General features: G+C 61.4%; 16 protein-coding genes and 1 pseudogene. 9 read left to right on the top strand and 8 right to left on the bottom strand.

Annotated elements, in window-relative coordinates; translation table 11 throughout:
* Positions 1-45: 45 nt before the first annotated feature.
* The 3 genes from AABM54_RS06620 to dinG form a co-directional block, all read right to left on the bottom strand.
* Positions 46-1,191, bottom strand: coding sequence for a serine hydrolase domain-containing protein (locus AABM54_RS06620; RefSeq protein WP_347904490.1), 1,146 nt, complete (start codon positions 1,189-1,191; stop codon positions 46-48).
* Positions 1,192-1,376: 185 nt separating this feature from the next.
* On the bottom strand, positions 1,377-3,782 hold the full coding sequence (locus tag AABM54_RS06615) for a beta-agarase (RefSeq protein WP_347904489.1): 2,406 nt from the start codon (positions 3,780-3,782) through the stop codon (positions 1,377-1,379).
* Between the two features lie 82 nt (positions 3,783-3,864).
* Complete coding sequence (gene dinG, locus AABM54_RS06610; RefSeq protein WP_347904488.1) at positions 3,865-6,009, bottom strand: ATP-dependent DNA helicase DinG; 2,145 nt, start codon at positions 6,007-6,009, stop codon at positions 3,865-3,867.
* A 99-nt stretch (positions 6,010-6,108) separates the two neighbouring features.
* On the opposite strand from dinG, the gene AABM54_RS06605 reads away from it, so the two are divergent.
* On the top strand, positions 6,109-6,573 hold the full coding sequence (locus tag AABM54_RS06605) for a CopD family protein (protein WP_347904487.1): 465 nt from the start codon (positions 6,109-6,111) through the stop codon (positions 6,571-6,573).
* Between the two features lie 47 nt (positions 6,574-6,620).
* Here AABM54_RS06605 and AABM54_RS06600 read toward each other — a convergent pair whose 3' ends face one another.
* From AABM54_RS06600 to AABM54_RS06585, 4 genes are all read right to left on the bottom strand, one after another.
* A complete protein-coding gene (locus tag AABM54_RS06600; protein WP_347904486.1) occupies positions 6,621-7,379 on the bottom strand; it encodes a collagen-like protein in 759 nt (252 codons plus the stop codon).
* Positions 7,372-7,650, bottom strand: a complete 279-nt coding sequence (locus AABM54_RS06595) for a DUF1145 domain-containing protein (RefSeq protein WP_347904485.1) — start codon at positions 7,648-7,650, stop codon at positions 7,372-7,374. Before AABM54_RS06595 ends, AABM54_RS06600 begins: the two co-directional genes overlap by 8 nt.
* A 140-nt stretch (positions 7,651-7,790) precedes the next feature.
* Complete coding sequence (locus AABM54_RS06590; RefSeq protein ID WP_347904484.1) at positions 7,791-8,516, bottom strand: OmpA family protein; 726 nt, start codon at positions 8,514-8,516, stop codon at positions 7,791-7,793.
* 92 nt (positions 8,517-8,608) lie between these two features.
* Positions 8,609-9,304, bottom strand: a complete 696-nt coding sequence (locus AABM54_RS06585) for an OmpA family protein (protein ID WP_347904483.1) — start codon at positions 9,302-9,304, stop codon at positions 8,609-8,611.
* A gap of 190 nt (positions 9,305-9,494) precedes the next feature.
* Between AABM54_RS06585 and AABM54_RS06580 the strand changes: the two genes are divergently transcribed.
* From AABM54_RS06580 to AABM54_RS06565, 4 genes are read left to right on the top strand one after another with little or no spacing between them, the layout of a single operon-like run.
* Positions 9,495-9,992, top strand: coding sequence for a DUF6231 family protein (locus tag AABM54_RS06580; protein WP_347904482.1), 498 nt, complete (start codon positions 9,495-9,497; stop codon positions 9,990-9,992).
* Between the two features lie 4 nt (positions 9,993-9,996).
* Positions 9,997-10,473, top strand: a complete 477-nt coding sequence (locus AABM54_RS06575) for a YchJ family protein (protein ID WP_347904481.1) — start codon at positions 9,997-9,999, stop codon at positions 10,471-10,473.
* 47 nt (positions 10,474-10,520) lie between these two features.
* Entirely contained in the window at positions 10,521-11,006 is a 486-nt protein-coding gene (locus AABM54_RS06570; RefSeq protein ID WP_347904480.1) for an LEA type 2 family protein, read from the top strand.
* Positions 11,007-11,011: 5 nt separating this feature from the next.
* On the top strand, positions 11,012-11,221 hold the full coding sequence (locus AABM54_RS06565; protein ID WP_064676164.1) for an SEC-C metal-binding domain-containing protein: 210 nt from the start codon (positions 11,012-11,014) through the stop codon (positions 11,219-11,221).
* 203 nt (positions 11,222-11,424) lie between these two features.
* Here the strand turns inward: AABM54_RS06565 and AABM54_RS06560 are convergent, their stop codons facing one another.
* Positions 11,425-11,982 carry a cysteine hydrolase family protein gene (locus AABM54_RS06560; protein WP_347904479.1) on the bottom strand — a complete coding sequence of 186 codons (558 nt, stop codon included), beginning with the start codon at positions 11,980-11,982 and terminating at the stop codon, positions 11,425-11,427.
* 268 nt (positions 11,983-12,250) lie between these two features.
* On the opposite strand from AABM54_RS06560, the pseudogene AABM54_RS06555 reads away from it, so the two are divergent.
* From AABM54_RS06555 to AABM54_RS06540, 4 genes and pseudogenes are all read left to right on the top strand, one after another.
* Positions 12,251-14,702 (top strand): annotated as a pseudogene (locus AABM54_RS06555) (penicillin acylase family protein).
* Between the two features lie 324 nt (positions 14,703-15,026).
* Positions 15,027-15,809 carry a transporter substrate-binding domain-containing protein gene (locus AABM54_RS06550; RefSeq protein WP_347904478.1) on the top strand — a complete coding sequence of 261 codons (783 nt, stop codon included), beginning with the start codon at positions 15,027-15,029 and terminating at the stop codon, positions 15,807-15,809.
* 58 nt (positions 15,810-15,867) lie between these two features.
* Positions 15,868-16,596 (top strand): ABC transporter permease, encoded by a 729-nt coding sequence (locus AABM54_RS06545; protein ID WP_347904477.1) that lies wholly within the window; start codon positions 15,868-15,870, stop codon positions 16,594-16,596.
* Complete coding sequence (locus AABM54_RS06540; RefSeq protein WP_347904476.1) at positions 16,593-17,303, top strand: ABC transporter permease; 711 nt, start codon at positions 16,593-16,595, stop codon at positions 17,301-17,303. The genes AABM54_RS06545 and AABM54_RS06540 overlap by 4 nt, the downstream gene beginning before the upstream one ends.

The raw sequence follows: 17,303 nt of genomic DNA, 5'->3' as shown, positions 1-17,303 counted from the left end.
GACGCAGGGCATGTTTTATCAAAAAAATGCCATTGAGCAACCCTTTTACAGGCAATCCGCCAAAACCCGCACAAGCTTCTGCGCGCGCGGGTCCATCAACACGTACGGCCCTAGAGTATTGGTTACAAAACCGAAAGCCACATCGTATTCCGGATCAGCAAAACCAACGGAGCCACCCGCCCCCGGATGCCCGAACGCCCGAGGGCCGAGGCCGAAGGTCGCGTTGGATACGTCCGGTTGATCGAGCATGCAACCCAGGCCAAATCGGGTCCGGGTCAGCAATGTCTTGTCTTCGCCCAGGCTGTGTTCGCGAGTCAATTCCTGGAGCATTTCACTTTCCAGCAGGCTGCCATCCAGCAGACCGCTGTAGAACCCGGCCAGGCTGCGTGCATTGCCATGGCCATTTGCTGCCGGTTGCTGCATGCGCCGCCATTGCGGTTTGTTGGTGCTAGTCATGATAGACGGCGGATTGGTGAATGCCCGTGTGGTCATCGCCGTCGGCTCACGCAGGGTCACTTGCAACAGGCGCTGCGCCGCCGCATCCCCGACATTGCCCTTGCCGCGTGCAATGTGCGCCACCCGATCAAACTCTTCATCCGCCAGCCCGACATGGAAATCCAGCCCCAGCGGTCGTGCTACGCGGGCCACGATGGATTCGCCCGGCCCGCGGCCATCGGCACGGCGCAACAGCTCCCCGATCAGCCAGCCATAGGTGATCGCCGCATAACCATGGCCTTCACCTGGCGTCCACCACGGGGTTTCAGCGGCCAGCGCGTCAACCATGGTCTGCCAGTCGTAAAGGGCTTCGGGGGGGAGTAACTCACGCAACGCCGGCAGACCGGCCTGATGGCAAAGCAACTGACGCAGGGTGATGGCCCCTTTGCCCGCCGCTGCGAACTCCGGCCAATAGCGAGCCACTGGCGCATCCAGCGCCAGTTTGCCCTCGGCCACCAGTTGCAGGGCGGTCACCGCGGTAAAGGTCTTGGTGCAGGAGAACAGATTGGCGATGGTGTCGCTGTGCCAGGCTTCGCGGCCGTCCTTGTCGGCCGTGCCGGCCCAGAGGTCGAGGACGGTTTCGCCACCGACCTGGATGCACAACGCAGCGCCGCGTTCCTGGGTATCCTCGAAAAGCGCCGCGAACGCTTCGCGCACAGCTTCGAACTTAAGCTCGTAATAACCCTGAATCTGCACCCGCAACTCCCCCCGGATAAACGCTCTACAAAGTGGCCCGCATTGTTCCAGCCCTTGAGGGATTTGGGAACAGGGGCAGGCTGGGCGGTCGATTGCCCATGGATCGGATCAGCAATTCAGGCTGTCTTTGCGCACGCCTTCGCGATCCGACTTGCCCGCGAAAAACGATGACAAGGTCTCAGGCCTTAATGACCATTGCCAGAATGCCCACCCGCGTGACCAGCGCCCTGCCCCGCACCTTTGCCGGCTGCGTCCTTTCTGCCGTTCTCGGCTTCGTGACTGGTTTTATCTGCCAGGGCCTTGGCCTTCTCGGCTTCTTTACCGAGCTGATCCACCGCCAGCAAGTTGCTCTTGCGCACGCTGTCGACAAACCCCTGGAACGGCAGATCGGTGATCCCCACCAGCCCGAAGTGACCGTTCTCGCCATCCAGCAGACGACCGGTCACCGGTTGGTCGAGGTACTGGAACCAGTGCACGCCGACGATCGACGGTTCGCTCACCGCTTGCTTGAGGAAGGCGGCATAAGCCGGGCCGCGATCTTCTTCCTTCGCCAGTTCGGTCACACCGCCCCAGAACGGGCCACGGTCACGCGAGCCGAAGTTGAACTCGGTAATCAGCACTGGTTTGTCCAGCGACTTCAAGACGCTGAAGTCGTAACCGTCCTGCGGCTTGAGGGTGTACATGTTGAAGCTCAACACGTCGCAATACTGGGCGCAGGAGGCAACCGCTTCCGGCGTGCTGACGGCAAACCGACCACCGAGCAGCAGGTGATTCGGCGCGTGCCACTTCAACGAGTCGGAGATGGTCTTGAAGTACGTGTCGGCGAAGACCTTCTGGAAGTATTTGAAATCCGCTTCGATTTCCGGGTGTTCGGCGCTCGGCAACGGCGGCACGAAGCCCGGGTCTTCCATCAACTCCCAGGCCGGCAGGTCGATGCCCCAGGCTTTCGACAGGCCGGCCTGGTTGCGGTACTTGTCGCGCAGTTGCTTGAGGAACGCCCGTTTGGCCGGAACGTCGGTGGTCATTCTCAAGGTGCCGTAAGCCAGCGCGTAACGGGCTTTCGGGTCATCGCCGGGACCGGCCCAGGCCAGTTCGTTATCGGCGAAATAGCCCACCAGCCATGGGTCATCACGATGATCGCGAGCGGCAATGGCCACGGCACGCTCGGTGGCCATGGCAAAGCGTGGATCGAACGGATCGGGCATGCCACCCCACCAGTCAGTACCGGTGCTGATGCTGGCGTAGTCGCCGACAATCGACAGCGGCAAGGTGTACGGCACGCGATTGCTCAGGCCCAGCGCCGGGGCGCTCCAGTTGCCGAGGGTGTTGAAACCCCAGGCTTGCAGACGGTCGAGGGTGTGACCAACCCAACGTTTTTCGTCAAAGGTCGGCGCTGCGCACGGGGCCGCCTCGGCGGTTTTTTCGGCTTGGGTTTCCTTGGCGTCAACCTTGGCCGTTGCGGCTTGGGTTTCGCTGCCCGGCACACACGGTTGGCCGTAGGCGCGTTGCAGGTTGGCCCCATAGAAGTCAAACCAGCGGCCGGCATTGAAGGCCCGCCCCTGATCGGCGCCGTTGCCGCTGCGGTTGTCGCCGTCACCGTAATAGCTGGCCAGTGGCTCGCCGTCTTTGGGCAGTGCGTCGAACATCCATTCGCGCCCTGCGACATACGTCTGGCTGGTGTTCGGGGCAATGGTGTTGACGCCCAGCGAATAGAACGGATGACCTTGCGGGGTCACCAGGTACCAGCGACCGTCGCGTTTTTCGGTGCGGAAGAAACCACTTGCCTTGAACGCCGGGCCTTTGTTCCAGCCACCGTAGGTGTCCAGAGACATCTGCTCACGGGCGGCCAGCCAGGTTTTGAGTTGCTGCTGCTCTTTGCCGCCAGCGGACTTGAGCTGTTCATCGCTGGCGACTTTTTCCGGCCAGCGGGCACGGGTCGACTGGCCATAAGTGTCCACCAGGGACGAGTAGGCAGCCTTGATCACCGCCTCACCGTCCTGGACGCCAAAGCGCTCAAGCAGGATGCTCTGGGCGACTTTCGGCTGATCCATCGACAGCGTGACCGACACCACTTGGCCACGGTCCAGTTCACCGGCGCTGCTGGCGAGCAGCACGCGCTGACCTTCAAACGTTATCGGCATCGGCGGGCCGGCTTTCATGCCCTGGCTCAACGGCGAACTCGCAGTCAACGGCACCAGCAAGGTTTGCGCGGGGCCGGCCGGGAGGTCGATGCGGCTGACCAGCGTCTTGCCGTCGTTGCTCTGGATTTTCACGTAGAGAGTCACAGCCCAGTTCATTGCGCTCTGGACCCGCAGGCTCATGACGCCCGACTGCGACCAGTCCCAGGCACCGGTTTGCGGGGTCAGGCGCAGGCTCGGTTGCGCCACGGGGTTGAACGTCACCCGACGCAGCACTTCGCCTTCAGCCGTTTGCTCGGCATTGGATTGCGGCAGGCTGGCATCCTGGGTCACGACCTGGACCACATCGGCGGGCCGTACAAAGTTGAACAGCGTCTGTTGTCCAGCAGGCGCAGCCAGCAGCGGCGCGGCGAACATCAGAGCAAAAACGGCGGGTAACGAACGGCGAATCATATGAACCAGGTTCTCCCTAGGGCCAGAGTGAAATCAGTGACAGGGGATAGACAACGCGGTGGGCAAAACTGCCCACCGTGTCTCAAGATATTTCCCGGCGGAACGGCGGCAATGCATTGAGGATAGCTTTGCCGTAGCGTTGCGTGACCAGACGTCGGTCGAGCAAGGTGATGGTCCCGCGGTCTTCTTCGGTGCGCAGCAAGCGGCCACAGGCCTGGACCAGTTTGAGCGAGGCATCGGGCACCGCGATTTCCATGAACGGGTTGCCGCCACGGGCTTCGATCCATTCGGCCAATGCCGCTTCCACCGGATCGTCAGGCACCGAGAATGGAATCTTGGCGATGACCACGTGCTCGCAATACGCGCCCGGCAAGTCGACCCCTTCGGCGAAACTCGCCAGGCCGAACAGCACGCTGGAATCTCCGCCATCGACCCGCGCCTTGTGCTTGTTCAGGGTTTCCTGTTTCGACAAGTTGCCTTGAATGAACACTTGCTTGCGCCAATCGCGGTCGAGGCCATCGAAGACGTCCTGCATTTGTTTGCGCGAAGAGAACAGCACCAGGGTGCCGCGCGAACCTTCGACCAGTGCCGGCAGGTCGCGGATGATCGCGGCCGTGTGGGCCGGCGCGTCCCGTGGGTCGGCACGCAGGTCCGGCACCCGCAGCACACCGGCGTCGGCATGATGGAACGGGCTCGGGACGACGGCGGTGACGGCTTTTTTCGGCAGACCGGCACGCATGCGGAAACGATCGAACGTGCCGAGGGCCGTCAGGGTCGCCGAGGTGACCAATGCGCCATAGGCCACGTTCCACAGGTTGCGCCGCAGCATTTCCGCCGCAAGGATCGGGCTGGCGTTGACCTCGATATCAAACAGCGAGCCGCTTTCGGCCAGCGTCAACCAACGCGCCATGGGCGGGTTGTCTTCCGGGTCTTCGGCGGTGAACGCAGTCCACAGCTCCCAGTTGCCCGAGGCACGGGCCAGCAGGCTGCCGAACAGCGGATACCACTCTTCGGCCTGGTTGCTGGCGATGCCGATATTGACCTCGCCGTCCATGCCTTCCTTGAGCAGATCGGTAAGCCGGGTGAACAGGTCGTTCAGGCGCGAAAAGCCTTTCTTGAGTTCGATGCCCATCTCGCGCATGTGCTCGGGAATGACGCCGCCCTCGAAACGGTGACGTGGGCGCTCGCGGCCTTCGACGTCTTCGCCGGGCTTGAAGTCGGCGACCTGCTCGCAGGCGCTGAACATGAACTGCTGCTGGGTCTTGATCTCGCGCGCCAGCTCCGGCACCTGCTCGATCAACTTGCCCAGGTCGCCCGGCAGCGGGTGCTGGGCCAACAGTTTGGTGAGGTTCTTGGCAGTCTGCTCCAGCCAGTCGGCCGTGGAGCGCAGACGCGTGTAGTGGGCGAAATGGCCGATGGCCTTGTCGGGCAGGTGATGGCCTTCGTCGAACACGTACAGCGTGTCACGCGGGTCCGGCAAAACAGCGCCGCCGCCCAGTGCCAGGTCGGCCAGCACCATGTCGTGGTTGGTGACGATCACGTCAACCTTGCCCATGCCTTCGCGGGCCTTATAAAAGGCGCACTGGCCGAAGTTCGGGCAATGGCGGTTGGTGCACTGGCTGTGATCGGTGGTCAGGCGCGCCCAGTCGACATCTTCCAGGGCGGTGGACCAGCTGTCGCGGTCGCCGTCCCATTTATTGCCGGCAAGCTTTTCGATCATGCTGGTGAACAGCTTCTGGCTGGCTTCATCGACCTCGATCTTGAAGCCTTCTTCTTCGAACAACTGGGCGGTAGCGGTTTGTGCGTGGCCTTCCTGCAACAGCATGTCGAGTTTCGACAGGCACAGGTAGCGGCCACGGCCCTTGGCCAGCGCGAAGCTGAAATTCAGCCCGCTGTTGCGCATCAGGTCCGGCAGGTCCTTGTAGACGATCTGTTCCTGCAGGGCGACGGTCGCCGTGGCGATCACCAGGCGTTTACCGGCGGCCTTGGCGGTCGGGATCGCGGCCAGGCTGTAGGCCACGGTTTTCCCGGTACCGGTGCCGGCTTCCACCGCGACGACCGCGGGGTCGCCACTGCGCCGGCCTTCATCGTCGGTGTCGATGTCACCCAGGACTTTCGCCACTTCGGCGATCATCAGGCGCTGGCCGTAACGCGGCTTGAGGCTCTTGGCTTCGAGAAAACGCGAGTAGGCGCCCTGGATCGTGGTTTTGAGTTCGGTGCTGATCATGGATTGTCGGGCGCAAAAAACGCTGGATAAATTTTCAGTGGTTCGGATCGAACGCTATCATACCCCGCTAATTAATCCCGCGCAGAACGGAGTACCCCAATGACACCTTTCGCCCTCATTTATACCCTTCACGTGCTGGCGGCCCTGATCTGGGTCGGCGGCATGTTTTTCGCCTGGATGGTCCTGCGCCCCGCCGCCATGAAGGCACTTGAAGGCCCGGCACGCCTGAAGCTGTGGGTAGAAGTGTTTCAGCGTTTTTTTGTCTGGGTCTGGGTGGCGGTGGTGATGTTGCCGCTCAGCGGCGTCGGCCTGATTCACCTGCGCTTCAGCGGCTTTGAAACCGCGCCGCGCTACGTGCAGATCATGATGGGGTTGTATGTGGTGATGACGGCGCTGTTCATCCGCATTCAGGCATTGCAGTTGCCGGAGCTGCGCAAAGCGGTGCTGGCCGAAGACTGGCCAAGCGGAGCGGCGACGCTGGGTAACATTCGTCGGCTGGTCGGGATCAATCTATTGCTGGGGTTGTTGGTGGTGGCCATCGCGTCGGCCCGGCCGATGTTCTGAGTCGAGCGTTCCCGGGCTCGGCCGGGAACGCTCACGCTCAACGCCTGTTACAGGCGCTGCACCGTCACCGAACCTGGCGCACCAGCGGGCCCTGGCTGGCCTTCAGTGCCAGCACGGCCACTTTTGCCGCCATCGGCGCGGTAGACGAAGCAGCCCTTGGACTTGCCGCCCGCGCCCGGTTTGCCACCGGCTCCGGCCACGCCGCCCGCGCCGCCATCGACCAGCACTTTGATCTGCTCACTCGGGAAATCACGCGGCAACTCCACCCGCACCAGCGCACCGGGAGCACCGGCATGGCCGTCGCCTCCGTTGTCACCATCGGCGCCACGACCGGCCTCGCCCCAGGTACACCCCGGCGCCTGACCGTTGGCCCCGTCCAGGCCGACATACCCTGGGGCTCCCGCGCCGCCGCGCGCATCCACCGACAGCTCGGACGCATTCAGCGAACTGATCCGCAGGTTGAGGTTACGGGCCGAACGCGCTGCCTTGAGGTAAGTCCCCGGCGCACCGCGAGAGGTGATCTGACTGCCGCTGGCCAGTTCGGCATGGCCGACTTTCAGTTGCAGGCTTTGCTCACCAGGCACGATGGCGATCCGCGCCTCGTGGCCCAGGCGCAATTGGCCGACGGAAACGTCCGTCACGGTGGAGGGGATCAGCAACGTGCCGTAATCCGCCACTTCCAGCCGCTCCAGTTGCAAGGTGCTGGTGGTATTGGGCAGGCGCATCAGCGAATTGGGTTGCACCGTAACAACCTCGGCAGACGCCAGGGGGCTGATCAACGCGGCGAGCAGGCAAAGTTTACGCATGGGGGGTCTCCGAAATGGCCGGAGCCGCAATGGTATTGAGGTGGAACATGCCGACCAGCAAAATCTGTAACCGGTCACGCCACGGGTGCGCCCGGCCCTTGAGGCTGCCGTTGAACAGCAGCAACTCCAGCACATGGGTCAACAGCAACAAACTACCGGCCAGATTGACCAGCAGATGAAATGGATTGATCAGCGGATTGAACAGATTGACCAGCACTACCAGCCAGAACATCAGGGTCAAACACTTCCCCAGCCCCCAAAACACCTTCATACGCTCCCCCGTTGAGAATTATTCTTTGCGCGCACAGTACCGACTTGTACAAGGCCTGCGCCAGAGGCCAACGAAAATTCTTCTTGAAACAGTAGTTTAGCGGCCGGTTCGACGAGGATCGCCGGTCAGACCGCCCTTGCTCAGCGTCCGATCACCAACTCCACCCGACGGTTCTTCGCCCGCCCTTCTTCGGTGGCGTTGTCGGCCACGGGCTGGCTTTCGCCCATGCCCTGGCTGGTGAGCTTGTTCGGCGCCAGGCCATGATTCAGCAAGAACGCGGCCACGCTGCTCGCGCGACGTTCGGAGAGTTTCTGGTTGTAGGCATCCGAACCTTTGCTGTCGGTGTGGCCGATGACCTTGATGCTGACCACATCGGCGTTACTCAACTTGCCCATCAACGCCATCAGTTGTTCTTTGGCGGCCGGGGTCAGTTCGGAAGAGTCGAAGGCAAATAGCACGGCGCCCTGATCACTCAGGGTAATGGTCTCGGTGCTCGGTGCGACAGGTTCTGCCGGCTTGACCGTCGCCGGGTACTGCGGCAGCGGACAGCCTCGGTCGTCCACCGGGGTATTGGCCGGTGTGTCAGGGCAGTGGTCGCGGCGGTCGAACACACCGTCACCGTCTTCATCACCATCCTGGGCGTAACAGATCAAGCCACCGGTCAAGATACCCAGTGCAGCACCACCGGCCGCCCATCCACCGCTTTCTATGGCGCCCAGGCCACCACCGACCAGCCCGCCGATCACGCTGCAGATCGGCCAGGTACGTTGATTGAGTGGGGCAGTGCCATCGCTGTGGGTAGCGCAGCCTGTCAGAAGACTGCCAAGCAGCAGAACCGGTAAGGCGGCTTGTGAGAGAACTCTCATCGTGAATGCTCCTGTGTTACCGGCCCATACCGGTCACACAGGAGTAAAGACCCGCATCCGCGACTGCACAAGCCGCGGATTGCGGGGAACTTTCAACGCTCGATTTTGATTTCTGTACGGCGGTTCATGGCCCGACCGTCTGCGGTTTTGTTGTCGGCCACAGGCTGGCTTTCACCGGCACCCTTGACGGAAACGAAGCTGGCGCGCGGCACGCCTTCGTGGATCAGGTAATCCACCACCGAATGGGCGCGTCGTTCCGACAGTTTCTGGTTGTAGGTATCACGGCCCACACTGTCGGTATGCCCGGTCACGCTCAGTCGGGCGCTCGGTGCTTCTTTTTTCAGGCGAGTGGCGATGGTCTCAAGCTTGGCTTCATCCGCAGCGGTCAGTTTCGAGGAGTTGAACTGGAAGTGCACATCACGAATGACGATGGTCTCCTCTTTGACCACCACGACTTCCTCCACAACCGGAACCGGTGGTGGTGGCGGGCAACCGTTGACGTCAACCTGCACGCCTTTAGGTGTATGCGGGCACTTGTCGCGGCTGTCCGGCACGCCATCGCCGTCTTCGTCACCGTCGCCATGTACCCAGCAATATGCTGCCGCCATGCCGCCAACGAACAACGCGCCACCACCCGCCCACGACGCGCTTTCCGTCGCGCCCAGACCGGCGCCAACCACACCGCCCAGCGCCGCGCACGTCGGCCAGTCGGTTTTCTGCAAACCTGCACAACCAGTCAACACGCTGGTTAGCAGAATCAGGGGTAATGCTGTCCGAACGATGCTCATATTTGTTTCTCCTGAGGGATCGGCTTAGAACCGATTCAGGGAGTAAAGACCCAGGTTTTAATCTCCGCCAGCAATAGGCCATCCCGGTTTTGTCCCGTGTTCACGGTGCTTGCCGGTATTTCACGTAAACCCGCTCTAGGCCCAACCGTTCGGGCAGGCTAGTCTTTGCGGTTCTGATTGAGGATCTTCGATGACCGCAGGCATTTCTTCGCGCACACCCCAGCAAGCCCTCGCCGCGTTGCTTGATCGCTACGCGCCGCAGCGTTTGCTGCTGATTGGCGCCAGCGACTTCCCGGCTCTGGCCGCGTTCCGCCAGGCACACCCACACACCCGCGTTGACGTGGCGGCGCCCGGCCCGCTGCCGGCTGAACTCGCGGCGCAACGGTTTGACCTGGCGCTGGTGGTCGACTGCCTCGAGCACTTGCCCAAACGCGAAGGCTTGAACCTGCTGGGCGGGATTCGTAACCTCAACGCCAGCCGCATCGCGGTGCTGGCCGACCTGCACGCCTGCGGCTGGCTGGAGACGGACTTCTTCTCCCTGGCCCTGCAAGCCAGCGAGCGCTTCCAGCGCGAAGAACAGGTGCTGACGCTATTTACCTACGATCTGCTTGACTACAAACAAGTGCCCGACTGGCTGAATGCGCGATTCTGGGCCAATCCGGAAAACTTCGGAAAATACTGGTGGTAACCCGATGAGTACATCCATTTGCCCGTGCGGCAGCGGCACCCCACTCGACGCCTGCTGTGGCCATTACCATGCCGGTCACCCGGCGCCGTGCGCCGAGGCATTGATGCGCTCGCGCTACAGCGCTTACGTGCTGGGGCTGGTCGACTATCTGGTGGCCACCACCCTGCCCGCCCAGCAGTCGGGACTGGATCGCCAGTCCATCAGCGACTGGAGCGCGCAAAGTACCTGGCTGGGCCTTGAGGTCGAAAGCTCCGAAGTGTTTGGCGGTCAGCCGGAGCACGCTTTCGTGACCTTCACGGCGCGCTGGCACGACAGCACCGGCGAGCACAGCCATCGCGAGTGTTCGTCGTTCGTGCAGAACGCCGGCCACTGGTATTTCATCGACCCGACCGTGGCACTCAAGGCCGGACGCAACGACGCCTGCCCCTGTGCCAGCGGGCAGAAATTCAAGAAGTGCTGTTCGAGTTACGTCACCCGCTAACGTGACGTTCAGCCCCGGCTGGACTGAGCATCCAAAGGGAGTTACTCATGCTCGGCCAATGGCGTGCACTGCGCACTATCAGCCTGCTCATAGTTCTGGGACTCGCAGGCTGCGCGTCCTGGTTCAGCGACGACGCCCTGGAGCCGCAGGTGCATTTGGTCAAGGTTGAAGTGGTTCGCGCCAAGCTGCTGGAGCAAAAATTCGTGCTGCACTTTCGCGTCGACAACCCCAACGACAGCGACCTGACGGTCCGGGGTATCGAGTACCGGGTCCACCTGGGTGACCTGTTGCTGGCCGATGGCGAGTACGAACGCTGGGTTACGGTCGCCCCCCACAGCAGCGGCCGCTATAAGGTGCCGATCCGCACCAACCTCTGGCCCCAGGTGCGCGACCTGGTGAAATTACTGAAGAAACCGGATCAAACGATTCCCTATCGTCTGGAAGGTGAGCTGGAAACCGGATTATTCATCGCCCATTACGTGCACCTGGCGCGTAATGGCGTGATAATCCCCGCCGATTTAATTCCGGAGTAACCCCAATGACCCAGCAACCTCATGTCCATGGCCCTGACTGCAACCACGATCATGACCATCACGAGCACCATGATCACGACCATGGCCATGTCCACGGCCCGAACTGCGGCCACGCTCACCAGGAGCCGGTGCGCAATGCCTTGAAAGACGTCGGCCGCAACGATCCTTGCCCATGCGGCAACGGCAAGAAATTCAAGAAGTGCCACGGCGCTTGATGCTTCGGGCGAACATCGTTTTCGCCGGTTGAATCGCCATCGCGAGCAAGTGGAAAGCCGCACGACGTGTTCCCACAGCCGATCTGCGCCGTACACAGCTTTTGTGTCCACCGTAGACCCCTTGCTCGCGATGACGGCGGCACATCCAATAGAACTATCTCAGGCAGGCCACCATCGCGAGCAAGCTCGCTCCCACAGGGATTTCAGTCGACCTGCAGAATTTTCGCCGTGCTGATGACGGTTGCGTACTCATCCTGCAAATTGCCCAATGACATCGCATGCACCTCCTGCGCTGAATGGGCCTTGCCGAAAAAATCAGCCTTGTCGAAGGTAAAGCACGCATCCTCGACCACCCACGTTGCAAACCCCAGATTCCCCGCTGTGCGCGCCGTAGACTCCACCGAGTTGTGGGTCGCCACGCCGACAATGATCAACTGATCGATCCCCGCCTCACGCAAACTCGCCTCCAGCCCCGTCGAACAGAACGCATCCGGTACGTGTTTCTGGACCACAGACTCGCCCGGCAACGGCAGGCAACGCTCCTGAAACTCCACACCCGGCTGTTGCGGCCAGAACACCGAGTCTGGTGAGCGCGACAGGTGCTGTACATGAATCACCGGGCGCCCTGTACTGCGCCAATGTGCCAGCAGGTCGGCGATGCGCTCTTCGGCCTGCGGGTTGTTGCGCGGCCCGAGCCTTTGGTGGTGAATGCCTTTTTGTTGATCGATCAGGATCAGCGCCGCGTTAGCCTTGAGTTCCATGGCGTGTTTGTCTCATTCAGGGGGGCATTGGGTTTTCAGCACTTCAGCATCTCCTCTTCCTACAGGCAAGTCATCGATACCTCTGCGCACGCTCCGCATTCGGCTCTGGATCTGACGCGCAGAATCACGGGCTGCATTCCTTTGCTGCACGCGGGAACAATCATTTATCGGACAAACCTTGAAATAAGCTCTGCCCCCGCTTGCGCGCCCCCCTCCTGCTCACTAACGTAGCGCCTTTACTGACGCTACCCCCCGCAGGAGCTTTGCCATGGCCTCGCCAGCCCTTACACCTTTTATTCCCCGGTTCGGCGTTGCCGCAGCAGTGGCCAGTGTTCTCGCCCTCAGCGGCTGCCAGACCTGGAACGCTCAAGACAGCCTGCCGCCAACCTCCGGTGTGCAGCCCCTCAAGGGCCTGGCGCAGAACGTTTCGGTTCGCCGCAATGCCATGGGCATGCCGCTGATCGAGAGCAACAGCTTCCACGACGCGCTGTTCACCCTCGGCTACGTCCATGCCAGCGACCGCATCACGCAGATGGTTACCCTGCGCCTGCTGGCCCAGGGCCGACTGGCCGAAATGTCTGGCCCGGACCTGCTCGACGCAGATCGTTACATGCGCGCCGTCAACCTGAAGAAAAGCGCCGGCGAGCTCTACAAAGCCTCGTCGCCACGCCTCAAGCGCTTCTTCGAAGTCTATGCCCGCGGGGTCAACGCCTACCTGTTCCGCTACCGCGACAAGCTGCCGCCAGACCTCGCCGCCACCGGCTACAAACCCGAATACTGGAAACCGGAAGACTCGGCGCTGATCTTCTGCCTGCTGAATTTCAGCCAGTCGGCGAACCTGCCAGAAGAGATTTCCTCGTTGATGCTGGCGCAAACCGTGAGCGCCGACAAACTCGCCTGGCTGACGCCTTCTTACCCGGATGAACAGCTGCCGCTGGCAGAAGCGCAAAAGCTGCAGGGCCTCACGCTCAGCGGTGCCGTACCGGGCCTGACGCAAATCACCAACGCCACCGATCAACTGTCGCGACTCAACCTGCTGGGTGCCACCTCGTCGACCAACTGGGCCATCGCCCCGCAGCGCAGCCGCAGCGGCAAAAGCCTGTTGGCCAGCACCAGCCAGATGCCGATCGGCGTGCCGTCGCTGTGGAGTTACGTGCAGATCCGTGCACCGAAATACCAGGCGGCCGGTGTCTCGATCGCCGGGCTGCCGATGGTCCTGAGCGGCTTCAACGGCAAAGTGGCGTGGAGCATGACCGCCGTTCTGGGCGACAACCAGGACCTGTTCCTGGAAAAAATCAAACGCCAGGGCAATGGCCTGACCTATGAGGTCGGCGGCAAATGGCAACCGGCAATCGTTCGTAACGAAACCTACTTCGTCAAAGGCCAGCGGCCGATTCGCGAAGCCGTGTACGAAACCCGCCACGGCCCGTTGCTCAACAGCGCCCAAGGCCCTGGCACTGGCCAACGGTTTCGGTCTGGCCTTGCAGCAACCGGGCTTCAGCGATGACAAGAGCCTGGACGCATTCTTTGACCTGTCGCGTGCGCAGAATGTCGAGAAAGCCTCCGACGCCAGCCGCGAGATCCGCGCCATCGCCCTGAACATGGTGTTCGCCGACGCCAGCAACATCGGCTGGCAAGTCACCGGGCGTTTCCCCAATCGCCGTGAAGGCGAAGGCTTGTTGCCATCGCCGGGCTGGGAAGGCCGTTACGATTGGGACGGTTACGCCGACCCGATGCTCCACCCGTACGACCAGGACCCGGCGCAGGGCTGGCTCGGCACCGCCAACCAGCGGGTCATCCCCCATGGTTATGGCATGCAACTGTCCAACTCCTGGGCGGCACCGGAGCGTGGCGAGCGGATGGCCGAACTGGCCGGCGCCGGCAAGCACGATAGCCGCAGCCTGATCGCCATGCAGTACGACCAGACCACGACGTTCGCCGCCAAACTAAAGAAAATGTTCGAGGCCCCGGGCATGTCCCAGCCGCTGAAAAAAGCCATCGACGCCCTGCCCGCTGCGGATGCGGCCAAGGCACGCGAGGCGTTCAGCCGTTTGATGGCGTTCGACGGCAAGCTCAGCCCGACCTCGGCTGACGCGGCGATCTACGGGTTGTTCCTGCAAGAAAGCATGAAACAGATGTTCCTCGACGAACTGGGCCCCGAGTCCAGCCCGGCCTGGAAAGCCTTCCTCGCCAACGGCACGTTGTCGTACCCGGCTCAGGCCGACCACTTGCTGGGGCGTGAAGACAGTCCGTTCTGGGATGACGTGCGCACCCCGCAGAAGGAAGACAAACCGGCCATTCTCGCCCGCAGCCTGGCAGCCGCCATCGCCGCTGGCGAAAGCCAGATGGGCACCGATCACAAGGCCTGGCAGTGGGGCAAACTGCACCACTACGAATGGAAGAACAGCAGCGGCCAGACTGTTCGCGGGCCGATGGCCGCGGGCGGCGATCACACCACGCTGAACACCGCCGCCTACACCTGGGGCAAGGACTTCAGCACCACATTGGTGCCTGCCATGCGCTTTATTGTCGACTTCGGCCAGGCCGAACCGCTGATGGGCCAGAACGGTACCGGCCAATCGGGTAATCCGGCCAGCCCGAACTACCTCAACGGCATCGAGCCATGGCTCAAAGGCCAGTACCAGAGCCTGCCGATGCAGCCGCAGAACTTCGACAAGGTCTACGGCAAGACGCGTCTGACCCTGGTGCCAGGCAAGTAACACCTCCGTTACGCCTCATCAGCTGCATTACCGCCGCAAACCTGCCACTGCGCTCGCTCTCAAGGAGCGCGGTGGCTGATTTGGGGAATCGTCCAGCCTCCCGTCGAATCACGCCCTCTCACTCCGACTTGCTCCGCGCTGGTGCAACAAACTCAAAGCGCCCATTTTCGGGCACGAATCGCCCCAAGACGCTTCTTGTATCATCTTTTAAAACGCCTGTTCGGGACTCTGGTTCGGAAATTGCTACTTTCATTAAGTCTTACGCTTTCCAGTAACAATACTTCTGCGCCACAAGCGCTCATATTGGTTCTTAGGGATTGAATAATGAAAAAAGCATTGCTGACCCTTTCTGCACTGGCGTTGTGCATGGCCGCAGGTGTAGCCACGGCCAAGGAATACAAAGAACTGCGATTTGGCGTTGACCCTTCCTACGCACCCTTCGAGTCCAAAGCCGCCGACGGCAGCCTGGTAGGCTTCGATATCGACCTGGGCAATGCCATCTGCGCCGAGCTGAAGGTCAAGTGCAAGTGGGTCGAAAGCGATTTCGACGGCATGATTCCGGGCCTCAAGGCCAATAAATTCGACGGCGTGATCTCATCCATGACCGTCACCCCGGCCCGCGAGAAGGTCATCGACTTCTCCAGCGAGCTGTTCTCCGGCCCAACGTCGCTGGTGTTCAAGAAAGGTTCCGGCCTGAGCACTGACCTGGCGTCGCTCAAAGGTAAAAAAGTCGGCTACGAGCAAGGCACCATCCAGGAAGCCTACGCCAAGGCCATTCTGGACAAGGCCGGCGTGACCACCCAGGCCTACGCCAACCAGGACCAGGTTTACGCAGACCTGACCTCCGGTCGCCTGGACGCCTCGATCCAGGACATGCTGCAAGCCGAACTGGGCTTTTTGAAGTCGCCACAAGGCGCTGATTACGAAGTCAGCAAGCCGGTTGACGATCCGTTGCTGCCGGCCAAAACGGCTGTCGGTATCTCGAAAGGTAACAAAGAGCTCAAGGCCCTTCTGGATAAAGGTATCAAAGCGTTACACGACGATGGCACCTACGCCACCATTCAAAAGAAACACTTCGGTGATCTGAATCTGTACAGCGGTAAGTAACGCCCGGCGCCCATCCTCGTGATGGGCGCTTTTTTTACGCTATCAGGTCGCTGATTTTATGTTCGAAGATCTCTTACAAAACCTGGGGCTCTCCGCTTTCAGCTTGAAGGGCTTTGGCCCGCTGCTGATGCAAGGCACCTGGATGACCATCAAATTGTCGGTGTTGTCGCTCTTGGTGGCCGTATTGCTCGGCCTGCTCGGCGCCAGTGCCAAACTCTCCAGCGCCAGACTGCTGCGGGTGCCGGCCCAGTTCTACACCACGCTGATTCGTGGCGTACCTGACCTGGTGTTGATGCTGCTGATTTTCTACAGCCTGCAAACCTGGCTGACGTCCTTCACCAATTTCATGGAATGGGACTACATCGAAATCAACCCGTTCAGCGCCGGGGTCATCACCCTGGGCTTCATCTATGGCGCGTACTTCACCGAAACGTTCCGCGGAGCGATCCTTGCCGTGCCACGGGGCCAGGTCGAAGCCGCCACGGCCTACGGCCTCAAGCGCGGCCAGCGGTTTCGCTTCGTGGTGTTCCCGCAAATGATGCGTTTTGCCCTGCCGGGCATCGGTAACAACTGGATGGTGATGCTCAAGGCCACCGCGCTGGTGTCGATCATCGGCCTGGCCGATCTGGTCAAGGCTGCGCAGGACGCCGGTAAAAGCACCTATCAACTGTTCTACTTCCTGGTGCTGGCCGCGCTGATCTACCTGCTGATCACCAGTGCTTCAAACTTTGTCCTGCGCAGGCTTGAACGCCGTTATGCCGCCGGTGCCCGGGAGGCCGTACGATGATTGAGTTACTGCAGGAATACTGGAAACCCTTCCTTTACAGCGACGGCTACCACATCACCGGCCTGGCGATGACCATGTGGCTGCTCAGCGCCTCGATCTTCATCGGCTTTCTGGTGTCGATCCCGCTGTCCATCGCCCGGGTTTCGCCCAAGCTTTACGTGCGTTGGCCAGTGCAGTTCTACACCTACCTGTTTCGCGGCACGCCGCTGTATATCCAGCTACTGATCTGCTACACCGGGATCTACAGCCTGGCAGCCGTTCGTGCGCAACCGGTGCTCGATGCGTTCTTTCGCGATGCGATGAACTGCACCATTCTGGCCTTTGCCCTGAACACCTGCGCCTACACCACGGAGATTTTCGCCGGGGCGATCCGCAGCATGGCCCACGGTGAAGTCGAAGCGGCAAAAGCCTACGGCCTCACAGGCTGGAAGCTCTATGCCTACGTGATCATGCCGTCAGCCCTGCGTCGTTCGCTGCCCTACTACAGCAACGAAGTGATCCTGATGCTGCACTCGACCACCGTGGCGTTCACCGCGACCATCCCCGACATCCTGAAAGTCGCACGGGACGCCAACTCGGCAACCTTCCTGACCTTCCAGTCGTTCGGCATTGCTGCGTTGATTTACCTGACGGTCACCTTCGCGCTGGTTGGCCTGTTCCGCCTCGCTGAACGCCGATGGCTGGCGTTCCTCGGACCGACTCACTAG

It is taken from the genome of Pseudomonas purpurea (assembly GCF_039908635.1).
Classification (GTDB): Bacteria; Pseudomonadota; Gammaproteobacteria; order Pseudomonadales; family Pseudomonadaceae; genus Aquipseudomonas; species Aquipseudomonas purpurea.
The sequence above is the reverse complement of the archived record's forward strand: the minus strand, read 5'-3'. Positions and strand labels throughout refer to the sequence as shown.